The following is a 12,888-nucleotide window of genomic DNA, read 5'->3' on the forward strand; positions in this document are numbered from 1 at the left end:
GAGGAAAGTATGACGCAGGCGCGAAGCGAGTACCGCGGGCAGATCCACCAGAGACAGAAAGAGCTGATGCTGAAGTGGTACGAGCGCCTGGACGAGGCTGCGCGGACCGGCAGCCCGCCCACGGCCGCAATGATGATCTCCGGCAATTGCGTCGAGCTGCTGGAGGGATTCGGCGCCGTGCCCCTCTATCCGGAGATCAACGCGCTGCAACTCGCCATCCGGCACCAGTCGCTCGAGCCGATCCTGGTAGCGGAGGAGCTGGGCTACGCCGCCGACAACTGCGCCTACGTGAAGGCCGACATCGGCGCCTACCTGAAGGGCCTGACCCCCGCCGATGGCAAGCTGCCGACGCCTTCGCTGGTGCTGTGCAACTTCGTCGGCTGCAACACCTACATCAAGTGGTTCGAGCACGTCGCGGAGCTGCAGGGCGCACCGTTGTACATGCTCGACGTGCCTTTCCTGCGGACCGACGAGCCGTCGCGGGCCGATATCGACTACGTTATCCGGCAACTGAAGGAAGTGGTGCAGCGACTGGAGGAGATCACCGGCCGAAAATTCGATTACGACCGTTTCCAGCAGGCCGTGCGCTGCTCCAGCCGGGTCGAGGATCTGTGGTCGAAGATCAAGCACCTGGCCCGCCTGACGCCCTCACCTTTCGACGCCTATTTCGACGCCATCACGCTCATGGGCCCGCTCTACGTGTACCGCGCCACGCCTGAGGGCGTGGAATTCTTCGAGATCGCGCTGAAGGAGATGGAAGAGAAGGTCGCCGGGGGGCAGGGCATCTACGACGCGGAGAAATTCCGCGTCGTGATCGAGGGCCCGCCGCCGTACCCGTATTTCCGCACCTTCCGCGACATGTTCGCCAAGTGGAAGGCTTGCGCGGTGGCCTCGACCTATTCGACCGTCGGCGGGTTGTGGGAGTTCGGCGCTCGCCACGATCCCGAGCACCCCTTCGAGGCGGTCGCGCTGCACATGCTGGCGCAGAACGTCACCAACCGGAACTACCTGCAACGCTACGAGCAGATCCGGCGCTACGTCGAAGAGTGGAACGCGCACGGGCTGATCATCCACTTCGTGAAGAGCTGCCGGCTGTTCTCCGCGGGGCAGGGCGACATGCGCGACTACTTCACCAAGACGCTGGGCATCCCCACCCTGTACCTGGAATCGGACCTGGAAGATCCGCGCTATTTCGCCGAGGCGCAGACCAGGAACCGCATTGATGCGTTCTTCGAGTCGCTGGAACATCAGCACCTGACGCGCATGCACCAAGAGGCCAGATGAGATTCGCAGCCGGAGTGGACGTGGGTTCCACGCAAACCAAGTCGGTGATCATGCGCGATAACGGCGACCGCGGCCCCGAGGTGGTGGCTCGCGCGCTGGTGGATACCGGCGCCAACGTGCAGAAGGCGGCAGAGCACGGCTTCCAACAGGCATGGCGCGACGCCGGCCTATCGCCACAGGATGTCGGTTTCGTGGTAGGCACCGGCTACGGACGGTACAAGATCACCTTCGGCAATGCGCAGATGACGGAGATCAGCTGCCACGCTCGCGGGGCCCACTTCCTGTTTCCCGGTACGCGCACGGTGATCGACATGGGCGGACAGGACTCAAAAGCCATCAGCGTGGGCAAGGACGGCGAGGTGCTCGACTTTGTCATGAACGATAAGTGCGCCGCGGGGACCGGGCGCTTCCTGGCCAACGCGGCGGAGGTCATGGGGCTTTCGCTGGACGAGGTCGGGCCGATGTCGCTGAAGGGCACCAAGCCGGTGAAGATCACGACGGTGTGCACGGTGTTCGTGGAGTCCGACATCCTGTCGTACCTGGCGCAGGAGAAAAAGGCGGAAGACATTCTGCGCGGCGTGAACCTGGCCATCGCCCGGCGGACGGTGTCGCTGGCCCGCCGCGTGCCCATCGAGCCGGACATCACCTTGACCGGAGGCGTAGCGAAGAACATAGGCATGGTCAAGGCGTTAGAGGAAGTCCTGAATGTAACGCTTCAAGTCAGCCCGGACGCGCATTTCGTGGGCGCCATCGGGGCCGCGCTGTTCGCGCTGGAGAAGATGGACCAGAGCTTCGAGACCGGCATTTGGAGGAGCGCGCATGCGACTGGTAGCGGGCATTGATATCGGGTCGGGGATCACCAAGGCAGTCGTTATCCAGGCGGATGGTGACGCGAGGCCGAGAGTGATCGGGCGGGGAACGGTAAAGACCGGGGTGCAGCTCGAGCGCGCCGCCCATGAGGCCCTGGAGCTGGCGTCGCAGCAGGCCGGGATCAAGCTGACCGAGGCCTACATCGCGACCACCGGCTTCGGCCGCTATGCCGCCTCCTTCCGCGACATCCAGATCACCGACATCACCAGCGCCGCCCGGGGCGCTCGCTTCCTGGTCCCGCGGACCACGACCGTACTGGACATCGGCAGCCAGTCCACACGGGCCATCCGCCTGACCGAGGCCGGCCGTGTCGCGCAGTTCAAGAGCAACGACAAGTGCGCGGCGGGCTCGGGCAGTTTCATCGTGCGCGCCGCCAAATACCTGGAGATCCGCCTGGAGGACGTTGGCGAGCTGGCGGTAAAAGCGGAGAACCCGCAGCCCATCTCGAGCGTCTGCGCGGTGCTGGCGGAGAGCGAGATCATCAACCACGTCAGCGCGGGGGTGAGCGTGGAAGACATCGTGCGCGGCATCTACGATTCACTCGCCGACCGCGCCTCCCTGCTGCTGAGGCGTGTGGGCATGGGCAACGAGCTTACCTTCATCGGCGGCGTGGCCCGGCAGCGCGGGATGGTGAAGGCGCTGGAATCGCGCCTGGGCGTGCCCGTGCACGTGCCCGAGGGCAGCGATGAGGTCTGCGCCATCGGCGCCGCACTGCTTGGCCTGAAGCGTGTCGAATCACGCAAAGGAGAACCTGTTCCGGCCGGGCGGTGATCCGAGCGGCGCGTGCATGCCGCGCGATAAAATCGTCTGGCCATGAATGTCGATCCGAACCAGGCCCGCGCCTGGACCCTTCCCTCGAACCTCTACACCGATCCCACCGTGCTTGCCGAGGAGAAAGACAAGATCTTCGCGCGCACGTGGCAGGTCGTCGGACACATCCGCCAGCTCGCGAATCCAGGCGACTACCTGACCACAGAACTGGTTGGAGAACCGCTGCTAGTCGTCCGCGACAACGCCGGAGAACTGCGCGCCTTTTACAACGTCTGCCGGCATCGCGCCGGACCGCCTGCGGAGGGCTGTGGTTCGCGCAAGGTCTTCCGCTGCGGCTATCACGGCTGGACCTACTCCCTCGAAGGGAAGCTGCTGAACGCGCCGGAGATGGAGGGCACCGAGAACTTTCGCCACGAGGAGATCGGCCTAGTCCCGATCCGGGTCGAGGAGTGGTCGGGGCTGGTGTTCGTGAATCTTGACGACCGCTGTCCGTCGCTCGCGCACACTCTCGGCGAGCTGCCGCAGCAAGCGGCACGCTTCGGCTTCGATCGCATGCAGTTGTTCTATCGCCGCGATTACCTCATGGACTGCAACTGGAAGACCTACATCGACAACTTCCTCGAGGGATACCACTTGCCCAGCGTGCATCCCGGCCTGAACCGCGAGCTGGACTACGGCAATTACCTCACCGAGACCTGCGCCGGTTACTCGCGGCAACTGAGCCCCATCCGCGGGGCGGAAAATGCCGCCGACGGCCCGCGGCGATACCAGCAGCAATCGGGCAGCGATGTGGCCGAATACTTCTGGGTCTTTCCCAACTGGATGCTCAACTGCTACCCCGATAACGTCTCGCTCAACATCGTCCTCCCGCTTGGACCGGAGAAGTGCGTGGCGAAGTTCGAGTGGTGTTTTCCGGAGGAGACGTTCGTGACCGGCCTGCCGCAGCAGACGGTGGAGTTCAGCGACTCAGTGCAGATGGAAGACGGGCACATTTGCGAGGTCGTGCAGAAGAACCTGCGCTCGCGCAGCTACCACCGCGGGCGGTACTCGGCGAAGCAGGAGAAATGCCTGCACCACTTCCACACCCTGTACGCGCAAATGATGGAGACACCGGTCGTCAATCGCCAGCGGGCGGCGAAATAACGCACTTCCTGGGCGGCTCCGATATCAAGAGCCGGCGGTCTGCGTGGCTGGGGCAGGCGCTACAGCCGCCGCCGCAGTGCGGGCCTCCAGCTTCATGCGCATGCCATACTTCGGGCGCAGCGTGATCTGCGGCTGGATGGCGATGCGCTGGCCGGGGTCGAGCCGCATGCGCCACTGCTGCCCGATCGTGGCCAGCAGCAGCACACCTTCCATCCAGGCAAAGCCCTCGCCGATGCACTGGCGCGGACCGCCCCCGAAGGGAAAGTAAACGAACTTTGGCCGCGCCGATTTCTGCTCCGCCGTCCAGCGTTCGGGAAGAAACCTGTCCGGCTCAGGGAACCAGCGCACATCGCGGTTCATCAGATACTCGACCATGAGGAACAGGGTTTGCGGTGGGAATGTGTAGCGCCCGTAGCTGTACGGCTCAACATTGAGCCGCGCTACGCTCCATGCCGGAGGGTACAAGCGCATGGATTCCGACAGCACCATCTCCGTGTAGGGCAGGCGCGGATAATCGCCGGCTGTCGGCAACCGGCCAGCTAGCGCGCGATCCACTTCCTCGTGGAAGCGCTTCTCGGCCGCCGGATTCTGCGACAGCAGGTACCAGGTCCAGGTCAGCGCGTTCGCGGTCGTCTCGTGACCGGCCAGGAATATGGTGAGGCACTCGTCTCGCAATTGGGCGTCGGTCATGCCAGTGCCGTCGCCCTCGAAGTCGGTGGCGCTGAGCAGTATGGAGAGCAGGTCGCCGCGGTCCTCGCCGCGGGCGCGCCGTTCGTTAATGATGCGGTACACGATGCGGTCAAGCCGCTCTCTCGCGCGCTCCATCCGCCGGACGGGCGGTAACGGCAACTTTTCCAGGTATTCGGAGAAGGGGAAGAGGAGAAACCCGAACAGTCCCATGATGTCGCTGAGCGCCGCGCCGATCTCTTCGGCGTCGCTCTCGACATCGGCGTCGAAGAGCGTGCGCGCGACGATGGCCAGTGTGAGGCGCATCATGGATTCGTGCATGTCGAGCGTGACGCCATCCTGCCAGCGGCTGCGGGCGCGGGCCGCGTAGGCAACCATCTTCTCCGCGTAACCCGCGATGCGCTGGCGATGGAACGCCGGCTGCGCCAGGCGCCGTTGCCTCATGTGCAGGTCGCCCTCGCTGGTCAGCAGTCCTTCTCCCAGCAACCGCTTGGCCCGCTGCAGCACGCGTCCCTTGAAGAATTTGCGGTTGTTCGTGACCAGCACGTCCCTGATCATCTCGGGATCGCCGATCAGCACGATGCGCTGATTGCCTACGGTGAAGGAGGAGATGTCGCCGTACTCTCGCTGCACCTTGGCGAGAAATTTGAGCATGTCGCGGCGGAACGGAACCATGTTTGCACCGGGCAGCTTGGGTCGAGGCCCCGGCGGGTAGGCGTATCTGGACATCGGAGCTATTTCACCACAGGACGCGGGGAAGTGGTCACGGCGTGGCCAGCAGTTCGCCGGGCACGAGTTCGCGCAGGTGGTAGCCAAGCCCGGTGAGCGTTCGCGTACAGCTCTCCCGCAGCGCAGCCCCGTGTGTAGAGAGGAAGATGGCCGGTCGTGTGTGCTCCAGCAGGCTGCGTCCGCCGGCGAGCACGGCCTCTTCCGCGCCTTCCACGTCGATCGTTACGACGTCAGGGGCAGGGAAGCGCTCGCCAAGTGCATCGAGCGTCGTCAGCCGGACAGTGATAGGACCCGTCGGCGAGAGATGGCCCACGCCCGAGCCGGCGCGATCATCGAAGCGTGCCTCGCCTTCGTGATCGCTGACGGCGGTTTCCAGCACGGTAACGTTGTCCGCATGATTGAGTTGGATGTGACGCCGCAGCACAGAAAGGTTACGCGGCGAGGGCTCGAAAGCGATCACCCGGCCACTTGGCCCGGCCAACTGTGACGCCAGCAGGCTGTAATAACCGTAGTGCGCGCCCACGTCGTACACTACGGATCCCGGGCGCACCACTTGCTGAAACGCCGCGGTCTGCTCCGGCTCGTAGGTTCCCATAAAGAAGTTGACGCGCGTGGCCACCAGCCACCGCATGCCCTTGAGCGGCCCCTTAAGGATCGGCAGCGAAAGGCTCACTTTTGCGCCGAGGCAGGTGGCTTCTCGAAAAGCTTCGGATCCACCGCCGGATTGACCACAAACTCCTTGATCTCCGCCCCACCGCCCACTTTACCGCCCTCGGTGAGCGTGCGTTTGAAGGGCAATGTGATGCCGTTGACCGTCCGCCAATCGGAATAATCCGCGGTCGTCTGCACCGGACCAGAGGGTGTATTGCGTTCGAAGATGGCTCGCAGCACGTGGCCGGTTTGCGGATCGACGAACCACCGGGCCCGTGCGCCATCGGCATCGATCTCCACGATCCGGGCTTCCACGCTCCCAATCTTCTCCGTTCCGCCGGCGACGAAGTTGTACTTCGGGTCATCCCGGTGCTGCGCTATGTTGATGAAGTCCCGCTTGTTGCTGTTAGCTACGTTTTCGCGCTGCTGTTGCGGCATCTCCTGGGTGCTGTCGCCCGACTGCATGAAGGCTACGTTGGGCCCTAGCACCATCGTGATCTCCCCCATCGGCGTCTGCATGGTGGTGCGCGAGTGGTCCGGCGGCACGACGATCGATTCGTACTCCATTTCAGTCGGTCCCTGGGGCGACTGCATGGTCATGGTAGCGGTCTGACGGAATGCCTTGACCGTGTCCAGTTTGGCAGCGCCCCCCATTCCTTCGACCACTCTTGCGATCAGCGCCTTGCCCTCGGCGTTGGAACTCGCAGGAGCTGCGCTGCCTGCGGCTCCCGCCGGCTGTGCGCTCTCTTCGCCCGGCGGCGGAGGAATGGTGATATCGATCGTCGTCACCGGCCCCAGCGATGCCAGCGGCTTGTCGAAATCCTTGTCGTTACCGACCACCAGCACAGCCAATTGGTCCGGATGCAGGTACTTCTGCGCCATCCGGGCCACGTCGGCCGTGGTCACCTTCTCGATCCCGCTGCGATACTGCTCGAGGAAGTCGGCCGGATAACCGTAGAACTCGTACGCCATCCGCTCCCGCATCACCTTCGCCTTCGAATCGAAATTGAAGATAAACGCGTTGAGGATGTCGTCCTTGGCGCGCTTGAGCTCTTCATCGGTCGGCGGATGCTGGAGCATGCCCACCATCTCCTCTTTCAGCGCCTGTGTGCCCTCGACGGTCGTCTGGCTCTTGGTTCCGAGCGACAGTCGGAGGATGCCGGGATGATCGAACGGCACTCCCAATCCGCCGCCGACCGCGTAAGCGAGCCCCTTCTTCGAGCGGACGTTGGTCATCAGGCGCGACGCAAACCCTCCCCCGAGCACCTCGTTCATGACTTCGATGGCGAAGTAATCGGGGCTGCGGCGCGTCACGTTGACCGGATACATCATGCGGATCGCGCTCTGGTTCACATCTTCCTTCGCGACGAAATAGACCCCCGGTTTCGCGCCCTTGAACTCCGCCGGCGTTTGCTTGTATGCCGGACCGCGCGCCCAGGCGTCGAACGCCTTGCGCAGCGTGGCCTCCAGTGCTTTGCTGTCGAAGTCGCCGGTGATGCCGAGAATGATGTTATTCGGCTGCACGTGTTTCTTGTGGAAGTCGAGCAGGTCCTGGCGCGTGACGGACGCGACGGTGGCGTACTCCGCCTGGCGAGCGTATGGGTTCTCCGTGCCGTAGGCCAGCTTCGTGGACTCGCGGCTTGCGATACTGCCGATCTGATCGTTGCGGCGCGAGATAGCGGTGTTCACCTGGTCTTTGGCAAGATCGATCTTGTCCTCACGGAACTCGGGGTTGTGGAGCAGATCAACGAACACGGCGAACACATCGTCGAAATCGCCCTTGAGACAGGAAAAGCTGATGTTGGTCGAGTCCACGCCGCCGCCGGTCTCGACCTTGGCGGCGCGGGCTTCGAGGAAATCGTCGAGCTGGTCGCCGGTCCTGGACTTGCTCCCACCGGTTCGCCACGACTCGCCGTAGATGGACATGACGCCGCTCTTCGACGCGGGAGTGTCGCGCCCGCCGCCGCGGATGCGCATGGTGCCGTCGATCAGCGGCAGCTCGTGGTCTTCTTGCAGGAAGATGACCATGCCGTTCTTGAGCTGGATCCGCTTTGGTTCTTGAGGATGGAATGGCGGTAGCGGCGGGGTGGGGATCTGCTGCCATTCGGGCTTGGGCGGCTCGGGCTGCGCCTGTTGCGCCGTCATGGGCAGCGCAGCGACCGCCACCAGACATGCGATCATTACACGGCGGAAGATGGTCATTGCCGGCCTCCTTTGGTCGCGGCGGCCGGCTTGCGTGTCTGCAGGATGCCCACCGTACGGTTCTCTGGGACGAAGATCGTGTTGGCCACGCGCCGGATGTCTGATTTCGTCACCTTATCGATCTTGTCCACCTGCCGGAACAGCTCGCGCCAGTCGCCGAACCGCGCCTGGTAGATCGCGAGTGCGGTCGCCAACCCTTCGTTCTCTCCCAGACTGCGGATCAGGTCCGCCTTGGCCCGGGTCTTGATCATCTTCAGCTCTTCGTCAGTGACGTCCTGCGCTTTCACCCGCTCGATCTCGGCATGGATCGCTTCGCGCAGTTCAGCCGTCGTATGGCCCGGCGTGGGCACCGCGTAGAACGCGAACAGGCTGGGGTACTTGGTTCCGGGGAAGCCGCTGAACCCTTCCGCATCGGCCGCGATCTTCTTGTCCCGGACCAGCGATCGGTACAGGCGCGAAGTGCGGCCGTTCGACATCAGGTCAGTGATCGCGTCGTACACCACGTCGTCGGGATCGCGGTAATCTGGACGGTGGTAGCCCTCGAGGTAGAACGGCTGGGCTCGGTCCTCGAGCACGACCTCGCGCTCGGATTTCTGCGCTGGTTCCTGCGTGCGGAGGGGTAGCGGCTCCGGGCGGGTGGGGATCTGGCCGAAGTATCTTTCCACCAGCGGGAGCAACTGCTCCGGCTTGACGTCCCCTACGACCGCGACGGTCATGTTCGCCGGCACGTAATAAACGTTGTAAAAATTGAGCGCGTCAGTCGCGGAAAAGTTGTTCAGATCCGACATCCACCCGATGGTAGGCCGGTGATACGGATGCGCGATGTACGCCGATGACTGGAACTGTTCCACGAGGCGGCCGATGGGGCTGCTGTCAGTCCGCATCCTCCGCTCTTCGATGACCACGTCGCGCTCCTTATAGAACTCGCGCATGACGGGGTTGCGCATCCGCTCCGATTCCATGTAGGCCCAGAGCTGCGTCCGGTTCGCCGGCATGGAGTAGAAATAGTCCGTCTGATCCATGTTGGTGGAGGCGTTCATCCCTACGCCGCCCTGGCTCTCGATCGCGTTCGAGAATTCTTCCGGGATCACGTACTGGTCGGCTTCGGCGATGGCATCCTTCCAGGCTTTCTGCAGTTCCTCCAGCTTCTTCGGGTCCTTGCCGACCTCCTTCAGCGATTCGGCCCGGTACGCCGCGTACGCCTGCTCGACTTTCTCCAGCGCGATCTTCTCCGCCGGCCAGTTCTTGGTGCCGATCCTGTCCGTACCCTTGAAAGCCATGTGCTCGAACATGTGGGCCAGACCGGTTTCTCCGGACGGGTCCTGCGACGAGCCGGCGTCCACCAATGTGTAGAACGAGAACACCGGCGCCTCCGGACGCTGGCAAATGACGACCGTCAATCCATTGGGGAGTTTCTTGACTGTGACCCGCTTTTCGAAAGAAGCGACGTCCTGGGCCCAGGCGGGAACGAGGAAGAAAAGCAGAAACGCGAGCACCAGCCCGCGTCGCGGGGACTTCATTGTGACCTCCACGCGTCAGCGTACAAACATTCGACACTACTGGTTGGACGAGAGACGTGTCAAATCGTGAGACGTCCCTTTCTGGCACAGATGAAGAGGCGGCACGGCCTCTCCGGAGCGGCGCGGTGCTGGTGTAGCATGGATGCAATGCGTGTTCTGGGGATCGACTGCGGCGGGGAAGTGACAGGGTACGGGATCGTCGAGCAGGGAAGTGACCTCAAGCTCGTGCACGTGACCTCCGGCGCCATCAAGCTCTCGATGCGCCTCACCCTGGCCATGCGGCTAGCGCACGTGTTCAGCGAGCTGCGCACCATCATCCAGTTACACCGCCCGGACGTCGCCGCGGTCGAGGATGTCTTTTACGCGCTGAACGCCAAGACGGCTCTGAAGCTGGGGCAGGTGCGCGGCGTGGCCATGCTCGCCGCCTCCAGTTGCGGGTTGGAGGTCGCCGAGTACGCCCCTCTGACCATCAAGTCGGCGGTGGTCGGCTACGGTAAGGCGGAAAAATCGCAGGTGCAGCAGATGGTCGCGCGCCTGCTTGGTCTGAAGGAACCCCCGCAGCCCTCCGATGTCGCGGACGCGCTGGCCATCGCCATCTGCCACCTGCACACCTCGGCGACCCTGTTGCGCCAGGGTGCCGGCGGAACCAGATGACGGCGCCAGGGCCACGCTGGGGGAACCCGGCACACCTGCTGGTGCCGGTGCTGCTTCTGGCGATGGCGGGATGGGCACAGGCTCCCAAGCCGGAGCCTGACGCCAAGTCTACCGCTGTCCCGACGGTCACGTTCACCCTCGATTGGCCAGTAGCCAAGCCGCCGCATTACTCCATCTCCATCGAATCCGCAGGACGCGCCACCTACACCGCGGTCGACGAGACGGGCGACCCCGCCGAGCCCTACACGCGGAATTTCACGGTTACCGATGCCACCCGCGAGCGCATCTTCGCTGCCGCAAAGGCGCTGGACTACTTCCGCGGACAGTTCGACTTCACCAAGCACAGGATCGCCTTCACTGGTCGCAAGACGTTCAGTTATGCCGATCCCGACCGCCGCTTCCAGACTACCTACAACTGGTCGGAGAATGCCCAGTTGATGGACCTGACACACTTGTTTCAGGCGATTGAGAACACGCTCGATTACGGGCGCAAGCTGGAGTACCTGCGTCGCTTCGACCGGATGGGTCTGAACGCCGAGCTCAAGGCCATGGAAGAGGCAGCGAAGGACCACTACCTGGCCGAAGTCCACGCTATAGAACCGTTGTTACGCCAAATCGCGGACGACCCGAACGTCATGGACTTGGCCCGGCAGCGCGCTCGACGCCTGCTGATCCTTGCCTCCGCAGAAACGGCCTCTTCCTCCGCGCACTGACCTTGCGGAGTGGGAACAATGCCGCCGGAGAGCAACACTGGCTGGCGTTAGGGCATCCAAAGACATAGGATTGAGGTGGGAGTTCCATATGTCCATCCGAAAAGTGGGCTACGCACTTCTGCTTTCGGCGCTCGTTTGCGCAGGGCTGCCCGCCTGGGCGGACTCTCTCGCGCGCATCGTGCGCTTGAGTTACGTAGACGGCGACGTGCAGATCGATCGCGGCACGGGCCGCGGATTCGAGCGCGCCGTACTCAACCTGCCCGTCGTTCAAGGGGCGCAACTGGCGACCCGCGACAGCGCCAGCGCCGAGGTCGAATTCGAGGACGGCAGTACTCTCCGCCTTATTCCCAACACTTCTGTGGCGTTCCATGAGCTCGGCTTGCGCAGTTCCGGCGAGCGCGTGTCTGGGATCGATCTGATCGATGGGACCGTCTACCTTGAGGCCACCAGGAAAAAGGACGATTTCACCATCACAACCGGCAGCCAGACGATTGCTCTGACCCATCCGGCCCGCTTCCGTATCTCCCGCAGCGGCTCCGAGGTCCGGCTCGCGGTCTTCAAAGGCGACGTCGATGCTCGTACTGAGAGCGGCTCGGTGCGCGTCAAGAAGGACGAGACCTTCGCTCTCAATCTCGAGGATCCGTCCCAGTACCAGCTGGCGAAGGGTGTGGATGAGGAAAGCTACGATGCCTGGAACCGGGAGCGCGACCAGTATCGCGAGACCTACGCCTCGACGCATCACGAGGGCTACAACTCGCAATACAACTACGGCTATAGCGACCTGAATTACTTCGGCAGCTTTGCACAGTATTCCAGCTACGGATTGCTGTGGCGTCCCTATAACGTGGGCCCGTCCTGGGATCCCTTCGGCGACGGCGCCTGGATGTACTACCCGGGCCACGGTTACATGTGGGTATCGGCCTATCCCTGGGGCTGGATGCCTTACCGCTACGGAAGCTGGATATACGTTCCGGGGTACGGATGGGCTTGGCGCCCGGCACGCACCTGGAACACCTGGTACGCAGTGCCGGTGATCTACCGTGCGCCGGTGGGATACGTCGCTCCGCAGCCGCCGATGGTCAAGACGACCCCCGGAGTCGTGCCGGGGACTGTCGTGGTCGGCAAGGGCCCGATTGACACGGTCCGCAGCGAGCGCTTCACCCGCTGGACTCTGGATCAAGAGCGCAAGGCCAACACGTCAGCGGCTAAGAAGGGGCGCGTGAGTCCGGTACCGCCATCGTCGGCGGTCTCTCCTGCTGCCCCGGCAGCGACGGCGCCGGCCACAACCACGCCTGCACCTTCGGCGGCTCCCGGAGTGCATTCGCACCGACGTGCCGACGTGGATCGCGATGCCGGGATGAAGAAGGGTGCTGGCGGCACTGCGCCCAGCGTCGCTCCTGTACCCCGCTCGGCGCCTCCGGCGGCCGCGCCTCCGCCACCGGCAGCAACTCATCCGCGGTCTTCTTCGAGTCCATCTTCGACGAAGACCGGGCCGCATTTTTCCGACGGGTCCCGTTCCTCGGCGTCCTCTGGTGGCAGCACGTCCCACTCCAGTGGCAGCGCGTCTCGCTCCACCAGCAGCAGCAGTAGCGGGTCGAAAAGCACGGGTGGTGAAAAGAAATAATCGTGATCAATGGGAAAGGGGCGGCCATCGCGGTCGCCCC

General features: G+C 63.6%; 11 protein-coding genes. 7 read left to right on the top strand and 4 right to left on the bottom strand.

Annotated elements, in window-relative coordinates:
- Positions 1-9 precede the first annotated feature (9 nt).
- The 4 genes from LAN37_04820 to LAN37_04835 are packed head-to-tail and all read left to right on the top strand — an operon-like array spanning position 10 to position 4,068.
- Positions 10-1,284 carry a 2-hydroxyacyl-CoA dehydratase family protein gene (locus tag LAN37_04820; protein MBZ5646529.1) on the top strand — a complete coding sequence of 425 codons (1,275 nt, stop codon included), beginning with the start codon at positions 10-12 and terminating at the stop codon, positions 1,282-1,284.
- Positions 1,281-2,126, top strand: coding sequence for an acyl-CoA dehydratase activase (locus LAN37_04825; protein ID MBZ5646530.1), 846 nt, complete (start codon positions 1,281-1,283; stop codon positions 2,124-2,126). The genes LAN37_04820 and LAN37_04825 overlap by 4 nt, the downstream gene beginning before the upstream one ends.
- On the top strand, positions 2,104-2,925 hold the full coding sequence (locus LAN37_04830; protein MBZ5646531.1) for an acyl-CoA dehydratase activase: 822 nt from the start codon (positions 2,104-2,106) through the stop codon (positions 2,923-2,925). Before LAN37_04825 ends, LAN37_04830 begins: the two co-directional genes overlap by 23 nt.
- 42 nt (positions 2,926-2,967) lie before the next feature.
- Positions 2,968-4,068, top strand: coding sequence for an aromatic ring-hydroxylating dioxygenase subunit alpha (locus tag LAN37_04835; protein ID MBZ5646532.1), 1,101 nt, complete (start codon positions 2,968-2,970; stop codon positions 4,066-4,068).
- A 24-nt stretch (positions 4,069-4,092) separates the two neighbouring features.
- Here LAN37_04835 and LAN37_04840 read toward each other — a convergent pair whose 3' ends face one another.
- The 4 genes from LAN37_04840 to LAN37_04855 are packed head-to-tail and all read right to left on the bottom strand — an operon-like array spanning position 4,093 to position 9,857.
- A complete protein-coding gene (locus LAN37_04840) occupies positions 4,093-5,484 on the bottom strand; it encodes a cytochrome P450 (GenBank protein MBZ5646533.1) in 1,392 nt (463 codons plus the stop codon).
- 34 nt (positions 5,485-5,518) lie between these two features.
- Positions 5,519-6,157, bottom strand: a complete 639-nt coding sequence (locus LAN37_04845) for an FkbM family methyltransferase (GenBank protein MBZ5646534.1) — start codon at positions 6,155-6,157, stop codon at positions 5,519-5,521.
- The gene (locus tag LAN37_04850) at positions 6,154-8,337 is read right to left on the bottom strand and encodes an insulinase family protein (GenBank protein MBZ5646535.1); all 2,184 of its coding nucleotides are present in this window, start codon (positions 8,335-8,337) and stop codon (positions 6,154-6,156) included. The genes LAN37_04845 and LAN37_04850 overlap by 4 nt, the downstream gene beginning before the upstream one ends.
- Positions 8,334-9,857: an insulinase family protein gene (locus tag LAN37_04855; protein MBZ5646536.1), complete on the bottom strand. Its 1,524-nt coding sequence runs from the start codon at positions 9,855-9,857 to the stop codon at positions 8,334-8,336. The genes LAN37_04850 and LAN37_04855 overlap by 4 nt, the downstream gene beginning before the upstream one ends.
- Before the next feature lie 147 nt (positions 9,858-10,004).
- On the opposite strand from LAN37_04855, the gene ruvC reads away from it, so the two are divergent.
- The 3 genes from ruvC to LAN37_04870 all read left to right on the top strand — a co-directional run bounded on the left by ruvC (position 10,005) and on the right by LAN37_04870 (position 12,848).
- Positions 10,005-10,511 (top strand): crossover junction endodeoxyribonuclease RuvC, encoded by a 507-nt coding sequence (gene ruvC / locus LAN37_04860; protein ID MBZ5646537.1) that lies wholly within the window; start codon positions 10,005-10,007, stop codon positions 10,509-10,511.
- Complete coding sequence (locus LAN37_04865) at positions 10,508-11,224, top strand: hypothetical protein (protein ID MBZ5646538.1); 717 nt, start codon at positions 10,508-10,510, stop codon at positions 11,222-11,224. Before ruvC ends, LAN37_04865 begins: the two co-directional genes overlap by 4 nt.
- A gap of 88 nt (positions 11,225-11,312) precedes the next feature.
- Positions 11,313-12,848 (top strand): FecR family protein, encoded by a 1,536-nt coding sequence (locus tag LAN37_04870; GenBank protein MBZ5646539.1) that lies wholly within the window; start codon positions 11,313-11,315, stop codon positions 12,846-12,848.
- The last annotated feature ends 40 nt before the right edge of the window (positions 12,849-12,888 follow it).

This window comes from Terriglobia bacterium (assembly GCA_020073495.1).
Lineage (GTDB): Bacteria > Acidobacteriota > Terriglobia > Terriglobales > Acidobacteriaceae > JAIQFD01.